The organism is Pigmentiphaga sp. NML030171 (assembly GCF_002188635.1).
Classification (GTDB): domain Bacteria; phylum Pseudomonadota; class Gammaproteobacteria; order Burkholderiales; family Burkholderiaceae_B; genus Pigmentiphaga; species Pigmentiphaga daeguensis.
The window spans coordinates 65,311-80,141 of sequence record NZ_NINX01000039.1; the positions used below are offsets into that span (position 1 = coordinate 65,311).

The window sequence follows — 14,831 nt, forward strand, 5'->3', positions numbered from 1 at the left end:
CTTCAACCCGCCAGCAGCCAGCCCCCCAGCGCCGCCAGCGCCACGACCATGACGGGCGGCACGCGGCCCAGGACCAGCAACCCGAAGGCGGCCAGCGCCAGCGCGAAGTCGGCGCGGCCGTGGATGGCGCTGGTCCATACCGGGTCGTACAGCGCCGCCAGCAGGATGCCGACCACGCCGGCGTTGACGCCGGCCAGCGCGGTCTGGATGCCGCGACGCTGGCGCAATTGTTCCCAGAAGGGCAAGGCGCCCGCCAATACCAGCAGCGCGGGCAGGAAGATCATGGCCAGCGCGGCCAGGCCGCCGGCCCAGCCGTGCAGCGGACCGCGGGCCACCGCGCCCAGGTAGGCGGCGAAAGTGAACAGCGGCCCGGGCACGGCCTGCGCCGCGCCGTAGCCAGCCAGGAAGTCCGCGTTGTCGACGAGGCCCGTGGGCACGACCGTGGCCTGCAGGAGTGGCAGCACCACGTGTCCGCCGCCGAAGACCAGCGCGCCGGCGCGATAGATACCCTCGAAGAACGCAACGAGCGAGGAGCCGCTGGCCGCGGCCCAGGCCGGCAGCGCCGCCAGCGGCAGGGCGAACAGCGCCAGGGCCGTGATGCCGGCCCGGCGGGAGATGGGGTAGGGATGGGGGCGTGCCGGAGCGGGGGCGGGCAGGTCCAACAGCCATCGGCCAAGCAGTCCGCAGGCCACGATCGCGGCGACCTGTCCCGAGGCCGAGGGGACGGCCAGTGTCGCCAGCGCGGCCAGCATGGCCAGTCCCGCGCGTGTCCGGTCGGGACACAGCGACCTGGCCATGCCCCAGACCGCCTGCGCGACCACCGCCACGGCCACGACCTTCAGGCCGTGTACCCAGCCGGAGGCGGCCATGTCGCGGTATCCGGCCATGCCATAGGCGAATAGGATCAGGACCAGGGCCGACGGCAACGTGAAGCCCAGCCACGCGGCCAGCAGGCCGGGCCAGCCGGCGCGCCGCAATCCCACCGCCATGCCGACCTGGCTGCTGGCGGGCCCGGGCAGGAATTGGCACAGGGCCACGAGGTCCGAGTAGCTGCGATCGTCCAGCCAGCGGCGGCGCTCCACGAACTCGGCACGGAAGTAGCCCAGGTGCGCGATCGGCCCGCCGAAGGACGTCAGTCCCAGCCGCAGGAAGACCAGGAATACCCGCCATGCGCCCTCGCGCGTATCGTCGTGTCCTGCCGGAGGCGCGTCGGTGGGCATGGTGGTCAACGTGAGAAGGGTTTCCGGGAGGGCTTGGCGGCGCCTTCGTGCGCGCGAACGAAGTCGATGAAGGCCCGCAGGGGCGAGGGCAGGTGCCGGCGGCCGGAATAATAAAGGAACGGGCCGGAGAATGGGCGCCACCAGGACTTGAGCACGGGTTCCAGCGCGCCGCTGTCCAGGTCGGGCTGCAGCCAGTCCTCGAACAGGTGGATGATGCCCAGTCCGTCACGGGCGGCCTGGACCGCGAGTTCGATGCCGCTGCCCAGGCTGACCAGCAGCGGCCCGGCGGGGTCCACGCGCAGGACTTCCCCCTTGCGCTCGTATTCCCAGGCGGGCATGGCGCCGCTGGCGAACTGGCCACGCAGGCAGACGTGGCCGAGCAGGTCACGCGGATGCGCGGGGCGGCCGTGCGCGGCAAGATAGGCAGGCGAGGCGGCGGTGGCGAAGCGCTGCCAGCGCGGGCCGATGGGAATCGCGATCATGTCCTGTTCGAGCCGTTCGTCGTAGCGGATGCCGGCGTCGCAGCCGGCGGCCAGGAGATCGACGAAGCCGTCCTCGACCACGATTTCGAGCTTGATGTCGGGATAGGCTTGCAGGAAGGGCGTGACCAGGGGCGCGAGCACCAGCCGGGCGGCGCTGAGCGGAACGTTCAGCCGCAGGGTGCCGGCGGGCCGATCGCGGAATCCGTTGACGACGTCGAGTGCGGTTTCCACTTCGCCCAGCGCGGGCACCAGCCGTTCGACCAGGCGCGCGCCGGCCTCGGTCGGTGTCACGCTGCGAGTGGTGCGATGGAGCAGCCGGACGCCCAGCCGGCCCTCCAGTCTGCGTACCGCCTCGCTCAGGCTGGAAGCCGACGTGCCGCTGGCGCGCGCGCCTTCGCGAAAACCGCCGGCGCGAACCACGGCCAGAAAGGCGAACAGGTCTTGGAGCGGTGCTTGCATTGTGCAGAATTTCGTACAGCCTGTGCCGATTACACCAGATTATCGATCGAAGTGGCCATGTCTATAGTGTGATCCATCCATGTTTTTCCGGAGAAATACCGTGATCGATCTACAGCCAGCGGGCACTTTCGCCCTGGGAGACCGTACCGTGCGCCGCATGGGCTACGGCGCGATGCAACTGGCGGGGCCGGGCGTGTTCGGGCCGCCCAAGGATCGCGCCGCGGCGATTGCCGTGCTGCGCGCCGCGGTCGAGGCGGGCGTCGACCATCTCGATACCAGCGATTTCTACGGGCCCCACGTCACCAACCAGTTGATCCGCGAGGCCCTGCATCCCTATCGGGGCCTGACCATCGTGACCAAGGTCGGAGCCGTGCGCGGGCCGGACGCCTCATGGAATCCGGCGCAGAGTCCCGGACAACTGACGCAGGCCGTGCACGACAATCTGCGCAATCTGGGGCTGGACGTGCTGGACGTGGTGAACCTGCGCATCATGGGTGACGTGCATGCGCCGTCCGAGGGATCGATCGAGGCGCCGTTCACCGCGCTGGCGCAATTGCAGCGGCAGGGGCTCATCCGCCATCTCGGCCTGAGCAACGCCACGCCCGCGCAGGTGGTCCAGGCCCAGCGCATCGCCCCCATCGTGTGCGTGCAGAACCACTACAACCTGGCGCACCGTGCCGATGACGCGCTGATCGAGCAACTGGGCGCCCAGGGCATCGCCTACGTGCCGTTCTTTCCGCTGGGCGGCTTCTCGCCGCTGCAGTCGGAGATCCTGACCCGCGTGGCGACGCGGCTGGCGGCGACCCCCATGCAGGTGGCGCTGGCCTGGCTGCTGGCACGCGCACCCAACCTGTTGCTGATTCCGGGAACGTCGTCGCTGGCGCATCTGCGCGAGAACCTGGCGGCGGCCGCGCTGGCGCTGCCCGCCGACGCGATCGCCGAGCTGGACCGCATCGCCGCGGAGGGCCAGGCCAAGCCCTAGCCGCGCGGGCGCGGCGGCGAAGATGCGTTATCGTCGGGGTGGATCCATTCATGCCCCGACAAGCCCCCGCGTGAGAACCGATAGCCGCCTTTCCCGAATGCTGCACGTGCTGCTGCACATGGCCAGGGACGACCAGCCCGTGACGTCCGCCCAGATCGCCCGGATGCTGGGCACCAATGCCGCCGTGGTCCGCCGGACCATGGCGGGCCTGCGCAAGGCGGGCTATGTGCAGTCCGAGAAGGGCCACCATGGCGGTTGGCGGCTGGATTGCGACCTGGCCGAGGTCACGCTGCTGGACATCCATCGCGCGGTGGGCGGGCCCAGGATTTTTGCGATCGGCGCCGACCATGCCCATCCCGACTGCGCGGTCGAGCGCGTGGTCAACGCCGCGCTGGGCGACGCACTGGACGAGGCGCAAGCCTTGCTCGTCCGGCGCCTGGGAGCGGTGACGCTGGCGGACCTGGCCAGGGAGTTCGAGCAGATCTGCCGCACGGCGTCGTGGGGCCTGGCGGACCACCTCCAGCCTTGAACATGCAGCGGTAGGGAATGGCCTCGAGTGCCAAAGGGGTATCGGGGCCTTGCGGCGAATCGTTATGTATCATTTAAAGGTACATGAATTGGACGAAGCAAGGAGAGCGGTATGGATTACGACGTGATCATCATCGGCGGAAGCTACGCCGGGCTTTCGGCGGGCCTGCAACTGGCCCGCGCCCGGCGCCGCGTGCTCGTGATCGATGCCGGCGAGCGCCGCAACCGGTATGCGCCGCTGTCCCATGGTTTCCTGACGCGCGACGGCGAGGCGGGCGCCGACATCGCCGCCATCGCCAGGGACCAGTTGCTCAGGTACGAGACCGTGGAGTGGCTGGATGCCCGCGTGGACGCGGTGGCGCAGGCGGGCGCGGGGTTCGAGGTGTCGGTGGGGAAGCGGGTACGCACGGCGCAGCGCCTCGTGCTGGCGACGGGCGTGAAGGACGAACTGCCGGACCTGCCGGGCCTCGCGCAGCGTTGGGGTACCCATGTTTTCCATTGTCCGTACTGCCATGGCTACGAACTGCAGCAGGGCCGCGTCGGCGTGCTGGCCTTGTCCGAGATGTCGATGCACCAGGCGATGATGCTGCCGGATTGGGGCGCGACCACGCTGTTCCTGAACGAGGCCTTCGAGCCCGATGCGCAGCAGCTGGCGCTGCTGGCCGGGCGCGGCGTGGCCATCGTGCGGGGACGGGTGGCGCGGCTGGAAGGCGAAGGCGTGGCGGTGGCCATGGAGGACGGCGTGGTCCATGCGCTGAACGGCCTGTTCATCGCGGCCCGGGTCCGGTCGTCGGAGCTGGCCGAGCAACTGGGCTGCGTGATGGAAGAGGGGCCGTGGGGCAGCACGATCAAGACCGATGGCACCAAGGCCACCAGCGTGCCCGGCGTGTTCGCGTGCGGCGACACGGGCAGGCCCGCCGGCTCGGTGGCGGCGGCGGTGGGCGATGGCGCGATGGCGGGCGCCGCGGCCCACCGCTCGCTGATGTTCGGGTTGTAGAAGAACGATCGGGCGGTCGGGCCTTGTTGTCAAGCTTTCGAGCTATGCCAGGACACGCGCAGCCGGCGCCAGCCGATGACGAGGCCCGTGGCGCTCAACGCGAGACCGCCCAGGCTGAACAGGATCATCATCGCGTCCCATAGCGGGCGGCGCTCGAGCAGGGGTAGCCAGTCCCAGCTGTGCAGCATGGCGAACAGCCAGCGCGAGGCGCGGCGCGAGCGGTCGGTGCTGTTCAGGACGGAGCCCGTGTACGGGTCCAGGTGCACCCAGGTCGCCTCGGGATCGTCGAACTCGATGCGCCAGACCGGCAGCGGCTTGTCACCGCCGCCCGTCATGGTGTGCGGGGCGCGGTCGTAGTAGTGGAGGTCGTAGCGGTCGAGCACCTGGATGCGGGCCAGGGGAGCTGCCATGAGTCCCGCCGCCGCATGGCGCAGTTCCGCGGCGTCCAGGCGCACGGCCTGCGCGGTCCGGGGGTCGAGCAGCGCGGGGCGGCCGGCCGGGCCATAGGCCAGGACGACTTCGCGCCCCAGGCGGTGGACCCAGCGCAACTCGCGGATGTCGCCGCCGGCCAGCAGCGCCTGCACGGAGGCCGTGCCGGCGGGCATCGTACCCGTGTCGCCGTATACCGCGGCCACGGAGGGGCCGCCGCGGCCGCTGCTGAACAGGCCCCATGGATTCATGGACATCAAGCCGCTGAAGATCCAGGTAAGCGTGGTCAGCGCGAACGCCAGTCCCGCCAGGTGGTGCCAGCGCATCATGCCGGCCCGGTAAGGGGAACGCGAACCGCTGCGGTAGGGGCGCGAGAAGCGCCAGCGCAGCAGTCCGACGGCGGTGCCGGTGAGCGCGACGGCGATGCCCGCGATGGACAGGCCGTCGACGATGGCGGCCCAGTGGCGGTCGAAAAGATTGCCGCGGAAAGGATAGAGCCAATGGATCCACGCGCCCGCGTAGTTCCAGACGCGCTCGGTGCGCGTCGCGTCGCGCACCACTTCGCCGGTGCGGCTGGACACGTACAACAGCGTGCCCGCGTCGTCGTCCAGTTGCACACGGTGAAGCGGCCGGTGCGGGTCCAGGGCGCGCGAGTGCGTATGCGCATCCTCGTCCACCTGGCCGGCATAGTGGGCCTGGACGGTACCGCCGGCGTAGGCGGCGGCGCTGGCCACGGCATGCGCCGCATCGATTGGCCGCAGCATCGTCCCGGTCGCGGCGTCGATGGCCACGGGCGTGCCGGCCCGGGAGCCATCCGACAGCGTGGCCAGGTAGACCGGCCGGCCGGCGCTGGCCGCCGACAACCGCAAGTCTTTCGGCATCGAGGCGATGCCCGCCGCCGCGAGGGCCTGGGCGGGACCGAGCAAGGGCGCCGCGGGATCCAGCGCGGGTAGGTGGCGCAGGCGCTCGGCCGCGGTGAGCTTGGGGTAGCCGACATACATCATGACCACGCCCGAGGCGAACCACATCACGAAGAACGCGCACACCAGGATGCCCAGCCACCGGTGCAGCAGATAGAGCCAGCGCTTGAGGCGTGAACGCATGGCCGTCTCCTAGAACGCGATCCGCAGGCTGACGTCCGCGGTGCGCGGGGCGCCCAGGTAGGCCATGGTCGGCGTCATGCTGGCGGCATAGACCTTGTCGGTCAGGTTGCGGATGCGCGCCACGATCGCGGTGCGGCGATCGATGCGGTAGCTCATCCCAAGGTCCACCAGCAGATAGGCTGGCCAGGACACCGTATTGGCCGCATCGGCGTACACGCGGCCGACACGGCGCAGCCCGACGGTGGCCTGCAGCGCGGGCGTGACGGCGTAGGACACCCACAGGTTGGCGACCGTGGCCGGTGTGTTGGTCGGACGCTTGCCCGCCAGCGACACGCCGCCCTGGGTGTAGTCATCGTAGCGCGCGTCGACGTAGGCGACGTTGCCCTGGATGGACCAGCGCCGGTCGGGCTGCAGTCCCACGGCCAGTTCCAGCCCCCGGGAAGACTGCTCGCCCACGAGCACGGTCAGGCTGCTGTCGTTCGGGTCCTGGCTGGCGATGTTTCGGCGCGAGATGCGATAGGCGGCCAGCGTGGCGGTTCCCTTGCCTTCCCAGAAGTCCAGCTTGCCGCCGACCTCGGCCTGGCGGCCGGAGGTCAGTTCGCTGTTGTTGCGGACGTCCGCGAACGATGCGGTGGACAGCACGCCCGAGGGCGGATCCGCCGCCGTGGCGTACTGGACGTAGAGCGCCGCGTCCTGCGTGACGTCCCAGACCAGACCGACGCGACCCGTGGTCGGGTGATAGCTGCGGCGGAACCCTGCCGGATTGGCGGCGTTGACCTCTCGCCGGTTGGTCAGGTCGAGCTCGATGCGTTCGTGGCGCAGCGCCGTGACCAGGTGCAGGCCGGGACGCAGAGCGGTTCGGTTTTCGGCATAGATGGCCAGAGTGCGGACCTTGTTGTCGCGGTCGGGCCGGAAGCCCGGCGACATGCCGGGTATGTCGAAGAAACGCTCGGTGCCGAAGCCGTATGGGTCGACCGTGCCGATGGTGCCGGACAGGCTGTTCGGGAAACGCGTCTGGCGATTCACGCTGACATCCATCCCGAAGGCCCAGTCGCTTTTCAGGCCGGCGATCCCGCCGCGGTAGATGCCGTCGGCGCGGTTGCCCACCAGGTGCTGGTCGTGGCGCTGCAGCAGCGCGCTCGACCGTATCACCTGCGAGTTGTCGGCGTTGAAGCGATAGTTCTCGACGTTGCGATAGTCGCGCAGGGCGTCGTACACGTAGAAGGTGTTCCGCCATTGCAGTTTGTCGCTGGCCCGCCACTCGGCGATGGAGCGCAGCCACTGCACGCGCTGGATGTATACCCCGTCGGCGCTGTTGTAGTTCTTGAAGCGGGTGCCGTCGTCGATGCGCGCGGTGCCGGCGATCGGGTTCAGCAGGGGCGTGCCCCAGTAGGGGCGGTCGACGTGTTCGTGCTGGTACTCGTAGGCCAGGGTGTGGGTGAAGCCGTTGCCGAAGTCGGACAGCACCGATGCCGCGAGCTGCGTGGCGCGCGTGCCCGTGCCGTCCACCCAGCTGTCGCCGCCGCGATGGTTGAGGTCCAGGCGCAGGTAGTGCCCGGGGCCGTCGGCGTCGCCGGCGATGCGCCGGTTCAGTCCGGCCGAGGCTTCCTTGAGCCCGTTGCCGCCCAGCCGCAACTGGCCTTGCGTGATGTCTTCGCGCCTGGCGAGCTTGGTCACATAGTTGATCGATCCGCCCACCGCGCCTGCGCCGAACAGGAAGCTGGATGGTCCGCCGATGGCTTCGACGCGTTCATAGATCCAGCTGTCCACCGGGCGGGCGGCGATCGAGTACTGGACGTTGATGCCGTTGAACAACTGGCTGATGGAACCGGTGCCGAAGCCGCGGTAGCTCACGCCCACGTTGCCGGGGGCGTCGTGGGCGGTCACGCCGGGGATGGCGCGCAGGATCTCCTGGGTGTTCTGCGCGCCGCGCGCCTCGATCGTGGCACGATCGACCACGGTGATCGAGGCGGGGGTCTCGCGGGCGGTCAGGCCGAGATTGCTGGCGGCCGCGGCCGGCGTGTCGAGGTTGAGCTTGCCGTTGGGCGTGTCGGCGTCGTCGCTGACTTCGATCGTGGGCAGGGCATGTTCAGGAACCGCCTGGGCGTGGACGGGGACGGCAAACGTCTGCCAGGTGGCGAGCAGGCCGGCGCACAAGGAACCGGGCAGGGATGGACGCGTGGCGGCGCGATGCGCATCCGGGCGCATCGGGGAAACGGGAGGGAACACGAACGACTCCTGGTCGGCCGCGCGGGACGCGGCAGGACGAAACGGCACTGCCACGCGGGCAGGCCGGGCGGGTTCAGGAAGCGGACGTGAAGGGTGGAGCGCGAGAGGGAGGCGGGCGCGAGATCGGCGCCGTGCCCAGGAGCGGAGCGGGGGGAAGCGCCGGTGCCTCGGCCGCGACGACGAGGCCTGCCAGGACGGGCCCCCCGCTGGGGGTCGGCAGCGCGACGGCGGCATGGAGCCGGCAATAGGGGCAGTCAGCGGACGTCGTGGCCGAATCGTCCCGCGACGGACTGGAGCCGTCGTCCGACAGCTTGACCAGTTTCGGGCCGTAGACGCTGCAAAGCTCGACCCAGGTATCGGCGGGACGAGCCAGCGTCTTGGCGATGGCCGGCGCCAGCATTCCCCAGAGCAGCGCGAGCAGCACCAGCATCGCGATGCCGCGATGGCGGTCCTGCCTGGAGAATCGGAGGGATGGCCGATGCATGCTTGAGTGAAGGCTGGTGCCCGACGCCCGGGCGGACAGGCCGGATGGCCTGCGAAACGCCGGGAGTATGGGCAGGAAATCCGATCGCGTCAATCCGCGGTCCGCGATCAGAGGCGCGCCAGGACTGCCTCGGCGATGGCCAGCGACGCGGTCAATCCCGGCGATTCGATGCCGTACAGATTGACCAGGCCGGGCACGCCATGGTCGGCCGGTCCCTGGACCATGAAGTCCGCCGCGGGCGAGCCGGGGCCCGACAGCTTGGGCCGTATGCCGGCGTAGCCTGGTTGCAGCGCGCCGTCGGGCAAGGCCGGCCAATATTGGCGGATCGAGGCATAGAACGCATCGGCGCGGCGCGGATCGACCCGGTAGTCCACCCGGTCCACCCATTCGACGTCGGGGCCGAAACGGGCCTGCCCACCCAGGTCCAGGGTCAGGTGCACGCCCAGCCCGCCCGGTTCGGGCACGGGATAGATCAGGCGCGAAAAAGGGGAGCGTCCGGCCAGGCTGTAGTAGTTGCCCTTGGCCAGATGCGCGGACGGGATGCGCGAAGCGTGGGGTCCATGCAGGGCCGCGGCGATTTCCTGGGCATGCAGGCCGGCGGCGTTCACCACGATGCCAGCGCGCACTTCCATGGGCTGCGGGCCGCCGACCTGCAGCGTGATGCCGTCGGCGCCGCACTGCCCGCCGGCCACGGGCGAGCCGAAGGCCAGCATGCCGCCGGCCGCTTCGCAGTCGGCCTGGAATGACAGCATGAGGGCATGGCTATCGACGATGCCCGTGCTGCGGCTGTCCAGCGCGGCCACGCAGTGCAGCTGGGGCTCGGCCCGGCGCGCCGCGCCGGCGGCCATCATCTCGAGTTCGGCGACGCCGTTGGCGCGACCGGTCGCGCGCAACTGCTCCAACACCTCGACCTGGCCGGCCGAGGTGGCCACGATGAACTTGCCGCAGCGCCGGTGCGGGATGCTTCGCCGGGCACAGTATTCGTAGAGCAGGTGCTTGCCGCGCACGCACCACCCGGCCTTGAGCGAGCCCGGGGGGTAGTAGATGCCGGCATGGATGACCTCGCTGTTGCGTGAGCTGGTGCCGGTGCCTATCCCCAGCTCCTTCTCCAGGACGATGGTTTCCAGGCCCCGGGCGGCCAGCGCGCGGGCGATGGCAAGGCCCACCACGCCGGCCCCGATGACGATGCAATCGACTTGTTCCATCAGCGGGCGTCTCGTCTTCTTCCGGAAGCAGACATCGTAATTCACGGCCGTTATGTCGTCCGGATACCTTCTGTTACGATCGCCGTCGTTTCTTCAAGGACGCTCCATTGGCTTTGCTGATCATGAAACCGCGCCTGGCCCGGCTGGCGGCGCTGGCGACCGCGGTGCTGGCGCTTGCCAGCTGCGGCGGCGACGGCGCCGTCGCGCCCGAGACCGCCTGTGCGCGCCAGGTCAACGACACGGAAGACAAGCTGCTGGCCTGCATGACGCTCGACGGCGTCATGGCCCATCTGCGGGAGTTCGCGCGCATCGCAGAGGCGAACGCGGGACACCGCGCCTCGGGATCGCCCGGGTACGATGCCTCGGCGGCCTATGCCGAGCAAGTGCTGCGCGGCGCCGGCTATGCGGTCACGCGCGAGCCCTTCGATTTCGTCCGGTACGGGGACCTCGGCGGGAGCCTGCTGCGCCAGGTGGGGCCGCTACCGGCGATGGATATCGAGCACGGGGTCATGACCTATTCCGGATCGGGCGACGTCTCGGCCGGCGCGCACGCCGTGGGCAGCCGTGGCTGTGCCGCCCGGGACTATGCCGGATTCCCGGCGGGCGGTATCGCCCTGATCGAACGGGGCGATTGCAGCTTCGACCAGAAGATCGGCCTTGCCGTGGCGGCGGGGGCCGCGGGCGTCGTGGTCTACAACAATGCCGAAGGCATGGTCCACGGCGCGTTGGGACAGAGCCTGGGCATCGAGGTCCCGGTGCTTGAGACGACCCAGGCGCTGGGCCGGCAACTGATCGCCACGCCCGGCCTGGTGCTGCGGGTGGCGGCCTCGACCCGGCGCGAGCCCGGGACCACCTTCAACCTGATCGCCGAGGGCCGCGGCGGCGACGAGAACCACGTGGTCATGGTGGGCGCGCACCTGGATTCGGTATCGACAGGCCCGGGCATCAACGACAACGGCAGCGGATCGGCGGCCGTGCTCGAGACCGCGGTACAACTGCGCGCACGCCGACCCGGTACCGGTTGCGCTTCGCCCTGTGGGGCGCCGAAGAGGACGGCGTGCTGGGTTCGGCCGACTACGTCGGCAAGCTGGCGCCCGAGGCGCTGGCGAAGATCGCCATGTACCTGAATTTCGACATGATCGGATCGCCCAACCCGGGGTATTTCATCTATGACGGCGACAACTCCGATGGCCGCAGCGACGGGCCGGGACCGGCCGGCTCCGAGGTGATCGAGCGGACCTTCGAGCGCTTCTACGCGATGCAGAACACGCCCTTCAAGGGAACGCCGTTCGACGGCCGTTCGGACTACGGCCCGTTCATCGCGCTGGGCATCCCCGCGGGCGGCGTTTCCTCGGGCGTGGACGAGATCAAGACCGAGGCGGATGTGGCGCTGTGGGGCGGCACCGCCGGCATCACGTTCGATCCCTGCTACCACGCCGCCTGCGATGACCTGTCGAACCTGGACCCGGCCGCGCTGGCGTTGAACAGCCGGGCGGTGGCGGCGGCGACGCTGCACCATGCCAACGATCTGCAGGGCATCCTGCGGGCCGCGCCGGCGGACGGCGCCCGGCGTTCGACGCGCGCCGCCTACACGCCGCCGGCCGATATGCGGCCGCGGCACCTGCCCGCGCTGCGTTAGCCGCGCGTCAGCCTTCGGACGACGATCGGCCGGCGCCCCATAGAACGGCCACGCCGATCAGCGAGGACAGGATGGAGCCGATGAAGACCGCGACCTTGGCCGCGGCGAAGTCGGTTTCCACCGGGAAGGCCTGCCCGGAAATGAACAGGGACATGGTGAAGCCTATGCCGGCCAGCGCCCCGGCGCCCACCAACTGGCGCCAGGAATAATCGGCGGGCTTGCGCGCGATGCCCAGCCGGACGGCGATGACCGAGGCCGACACCAGCCCCAGCGGCTTGCCGAGGACCAGCCCGGCAATGATGGCCAGCGACAGCTGGCCATGGCTGGACAGCACGTCGGGCGCCAGCGCCACGCCGGCATTGGCCAGGGCGAACAGCGGCAGCACGACATAGCTGGAGCGCGCGCCGGTCGTGCGCAGCAGCCGGTCGGCGGGCGATTCCAGGCGGTCATGGATGGCATCGAACGCGGCCAGCGCGGGCAGCGACGGTCCCTGCCGCAGAACTTCTCCGCTGCGGCGTGCCTCGGCCGTCAGGATGGCATCGGCCTGCGCCACCAGCGTGGGCAGGTTGGGAGGCGGCCGCGTCGGGATGAACATGGCCAGCAGCACCCCGGCCATGGTGGCGTGCAGGCCGCTGGCATGGACGCAGGCCCACAGCAGGATGCCGGTCAGCGCATAGGGCGCGACGCGGTAGATGTGGGCCTTGTTGAGCAGGGCCAGCACGCCCACCAGGGCCGCGGCGGCGGCCAGGTAGCCCAGGTTCAGCGAACCGGAATAGAACAGCGCGACCACGACGATGGAGCCGATGTCGTCGACGATGGCCGCTGCGGTCAGGAACACCCGCAGCGCGGTGGGGACGCGGCTGCCCATCATCGCGATCAGGGCGATGGCGAAGGCCGTGTCGGTGGCCATGGGCACGCCCCAGCCGTGCGACCACGGCCCGGCGGGAACGATCAGGCTGTAGACCAGCGCCGGCACGAGCATGCCGCCCAGGGCCGCCGCCACCGGCAGCGCGGCCGAGTGCAGGTTGGCCAGGTGGCCGACGGTGAACTCGCGCTTGATCTCCAGCCCCACGACCAGGAAGAAGATCGTCAGCAGGCCGTCGTTGATCCAGTGCAGCAGCGACATGCCGAAGCCGGCCTGCCCGAACGAGATCGCCAGGGGAGTTTCCCACAGCGCGGCGAAGGACTCGCCCAGGCCGGAATTCGTCAGCAGGACCGCCAGCGCGGCCGCCAGCAGGAGCAGCACGCCGGCCGAGGGCGCCCAGCCGGCGAAGTCCTGCGCCACGCTGCGCAGGCGATGGCCCGGCGTGCGCAGCATGGCGTCGGTGAACGAGCTTTCGTCCCAGGGGCCGTCGTAGCGGCGGCCGTTGATGAAGAAGGTGGGCGTGACCATGACCCGGCTGGCCCGGGCGCCGGCGACGTCGGCATCGACCCGGGCCCGGGCCGCCTCGTCGTCGGCCGTTTGCCGCGCGCCGGCGGGCGGAATGCCGAGCTGGCCCGCGACCAGGGACAGGTCTTCCTCGGAGAGCGTGCGCGAATGCGTCATCAGCGTGACGTGGGCGTCCCAGAACTGGCGGGCGTCGCGCGCGTGTTCGGCCAGTTCCGCGGCGCGGCGCGCGATGTCGCTGCCCGGCAGCGGATAGTGGCGGAATACGTAGCGCAGCCGGTCGCCCAACTGGTGCCGGATTTCGGCGATGCGTTCGTTGGCGGCCCGGCAGTACGGGCAGGCGTAGCTGCCATATTCGACCAGGGTGATGGCGGCATCGGCAGGGCCGAGGACGTGGTCCCGGCTGTCGTCCACCGGTTGCTCCAGCCTGGCGGTCAAGCTCTCTTCGGACACGTGATTCCTTGGGTGGAGTGGCTCGGCCTGCTCAGTGGGCCTGCGGCGCGGGTTGCCGGGCGCGCCTCTGCTTGAGCCTGCGCGTCTCCCACAGGCCCACGGCCGTCAGGACCGCGGTGGTCAGCCAGCCCATGGCCAGCAACGTCGCGGCATAGCCCACGGGCACCAGCACGAGCAGCGCCACCGCGCCGGCCAGGTGCGACCCCGGGATGGAACCGTAGACGACTTTCTTGTAGATGGCGCTGCCCAGCAGGTAGATGGCCGGACCGGCCACCAGCACGACGACCTGTGCCGTCCCGAGGGCTTCATGCGGATGGGCCATGACGAGATCGTTGCCGACGGCGGTGACGATGATGCCGGCCACGAGGATGGCGTGGATGTAGTGGAAATAGGCGCCGATGCGGCCGGGGTCGTCCGAGCTCGTGATGGCCTCGGTGGCATCCTTGCTGGAGGTGCCGAAATACAGCCACCACATCGCCAGGGTGCCGAGGAAGGTGGCCAGGACGCCGGAGACGATGGCCGCGTTCCAGGCTTCGGTGTTCGCCAGCATGACGCCGGTGGCGAGCAGCGTCTCGCCCAGCGCCACGATCACGAACAACTGGCAGCGTTCGGCCAGGTGGCCGCCCTCGATGGTCCAGTCGCGGGTATGGGAGCGGCCCATGCCCGGCAGGGCGAAGCCGAACATGGGCGAGCCGTATTCGCACAGCACCGCGACCAGCCACAGCAGCGCGCGCAGCTCATGCCCTTCGGCCATCGCCCCGGCGATCCAGAAGACTGCGGCGATGACCAGCCACCCCAGCATGCGCCGGTAGTTGGCGGCCAGCGGATGGCCGGCGGGCAACTGGCAGACGATGAACGCGGTCCGGCCCACCTGCATCGCGGCATAGGACCCGGCGAACAGCAGCGCCCGGTCGCCGAAGGCCTCGGGCAGGCTGGCCGCCATGCACAGCGCCAGCAGCATCGTGGCGAAGAGCAGGCCGCGGATGCGCGGCGTTTCCGGGTCGAACCAGTTCGTCACCCAGCAGGTGTACTGCCAGCCCAGCCACACGGCCAGCCAGAGGATCAGCGACTCGATCACGCCGGTGAGCGTCAGGTGGTGCAGGAGTTGATGGCTGATCTGCGTGACGGCGAAGACGTAGATCAGGTCGAAGAACAATTCTTCGAAGGTGACGCGGGCATGGTGCCCGTCGCGGTGGCGCAGGAGAGGATGGCGATGGGGAGCGGATGACATGGC

At 70.0% G+C, this 14,831-nt stretch carries 11 protein-coding genes and 1 pseudogene; 4 read left to right on the forward strand and 8 right to left on the reverse strand.

Annotated features, from left to right (window positions below; all coding sequences use genetic code 11):
• Window positions 1–2: 2 nt before the first annotated feature.
• The gene (gene chrA, locus CDO46_RS19000; RefSeq protein ID WP_087840269.1) at window positions 3–1,220 is read right to left on the reverse strand and encodes a chromate efflux transporter; all 1,218 of its coding nucleotides are present in this window, start codon (window positions 1,218–1,220) and stop codon (window positions 3–5) included.
• 5 nt (window positions 1,221–1,225) lie between these two features.
• A complete protein-coding gene (locus CDO46_RS19005; protein WP_087840046.1) occupies window positions 1,226–2,161 on the reverse strand; it encodes a LysR family transcriptional regulator in 936 nt (311 codons plus the stop codon).
• Between the two features lie 100 nt (window positions 2,162–2,261).
• On the opposite strand from CDO46_RS19005, the gene CDO46_RS19010 reads away from it, so the two are divergent.
• The 3 genes from CDO46_RS19010 to CDO46_RS19020 all read left to right on the forward strand — a co-directional run bounded on the left by CDO46_RS19010 (window position 2,262) and on the right by CDO46_RS19020 (window position 4,668).
• Window positions 2,262–3,143 (forward strand): aldo/keto reductase family oxidoreductase, encoded by an 882-nt coding sequence (locus CDO46_RS19010; protein WP_087840047.1) that lies wholly within the window; start codon window positions 2,262–2,264, stop codon window positions 3,141–3,143.
• A 70-nt stretch (window positions 3,144–3,213) separates the two neighbouring features.
• On the forward strand, window positions 3,214–3,672 hold the full coding sequence (locus tag CDO46_RS19015; RefSeq protein WP_087840048.1) for an Rrf2 family transcriptional regulator: 459 nt from the start codon (window positions 3,214–3,216) through the stop codon (window positions 3,670–3,672).
• 111 nt (window positions 3,673–3,783) lie between these two features.
• Complete coding sequence (locus CDO46_RS19020) at window positions 3,784–4,668, forward strand: NAD(P)/FAD-dependent oxidoreductase (protein WP_087840049.1); 885 nt, start codon at window positions 3,784–3,786, stop codon at window positions 4,666–4,668.
• Window positions 4,669–4,697: 29 nt separating this feature from the next.
• On the opposite strand, the gene CDO46_RS19025 is transcribed toward CDO46_RS19020, so the two are convergent.
• The 4 genes from CDO46_RS19025 to CDO46_RS19040 form a co-directional block, all read right to left on the reverse strand.
• Window positions 4,698–6,200 (reverse strand): PepSY domain-containing protein, encoded by a 1,503-nt coding sequence (locus tag CDO46_RS19025; RefSeq protein WP_087840050.1) that lies wholly within the window; start codon window positions 6,198–6,200, stop codon window positions 4,698–4,700.
• Window positions 6,201–6,209: 9 nt separating this feature from the next.
• Window positions 6,210–8,408: a TonB-dependent siderophore receptor gene (locus CDO46_RS19030; protein ID WP_087840051.1), complete on the reverse strand. Its 2,199-nt coding sequence runs from the start codon at window positions 8,406–8,408 to the stop codon at window positions 6,210–6,212.
• A gap of 94 nt (window positions 8,409–8,502) precedes the next feature.
• On the reverse strand, window positions 8,503–8,913 hold the full coding sequence (locus tag CDO46_RS19035; protein WP_087840052.1) for a DUF2946 family protein: 411 nt from the start codon (window positions 8,911–8,913) through the stop codon (window positions 8,503–8,505).
• A 107-nt stretch (window positions 8,914–9,020) separates the two neighbouring features.
• Window positions 9,021–10,118, reverse strand: coding sequence for an NAD(P)/FAD-dependent oxidoreductase (locus tag CDO46_RS19040; protein ID WP_087840053.1), 1,098 nt, complete (start codon window positions 10,116–10,118; stop codon window positions 9,021–9,023).
• A gap of 509 nt (window positions 10,119–10,627) precedes the next feature.
• Between CDO46_RS19040 and CDO46_RS28715 the strand changes: the two are divergent.
• Window positions 10,628–11,757, forward strand: a pseudogene (locus CDO46_RS28715) (M28 family peptidase).
• Between the two features lie 7 nt (window positions 11,758–11,764).
• Here the strand turns inward: CDO46_RS28715 and nhaA are convergent.
• Together nhaA and CDO46_RS19060 are read right to left on the reverse strand one after the other, a co-directional pair.
• Complete coding sequence (gene nhaA, locus CDO46_RS19055) at window positions 11,765–13,597, reverse strand: Na+/H+ antiporter NhaA (RefSeq protein WP_176400789.1); 1,833 nt, start codon at window positions 13,595–13,597, stop codon at window positions 11,765–11,767.
• Between the two features lie 31 nt (window positions 13,598–13,628).
• A complete protein-coding gene (locus CDO46_RS19060) occupies window positions 13,629–14,828 on the reverse strand; it encodes a low temperature requirement protein A (protein WP_087840056.1) in 1,200 nt (399 codons plus the stop codon).
• Window positions 14,829–14,831: the final 3 nt, after the last annotated feature.

Coding starts and splice junctions, on each gene's coding strand:
- chrA (WP_087840269.1), bottom strand. CDS start 1,220: ATGCCCACCGACGCGCCTCCGGCAGGACACGACGATACGCGCGAGGGC.
- CDO46_RS19005 (WP_087840046.1), bottom strand. CDS start 2,161: ATGCAAGCACCGCTCCAAGACCTGTTCGCCTTTCTGGCCGTGGTTCGC.
- CDO46_RS19020 (WP_087840049.1), top strand. CDS start 3,784: ATGGATTACGACGTGATCATCATCGGCGGAAGCTACGCCGGGCTTTCG.
- CDO46_RS19025 (WP_087840050.1), bottom strand. CDS start 6,200: ATGCGTTCACGCCTCAAGCGCTGGCTCTATCTGCTGCACCGGTGGCTG.
- CDO46_RS19030 (WP_087840051.1), bottom strand. CDS start 8,408: ATGCGCCCGGATGCGCATCGCGCCGCCACGCGTCCATCCCTGCCCGGT.
- CDO46_RS19035 (WP_087840052.1), bottom strand. CDS start 8,913: ATGCATCGGCCATCCCTCCGATTCTCCAGGCAGGACCGCCATCGCGGC.
- CDO46_RS19040 (WP_087840053.1), bottom strand. CDS start 10,118: ATGGAACAAGTCGATTGCATCGTCATCGGGGCCGGCGTGGTGGGCCTT.
- CDO46_RS19060 (WP_087840056.1), bottom strand. CDS start 14,828: ATGTCATCCGCTCCCCATCGCCATCCTCTCCTGCGCCACCGCGACGGG.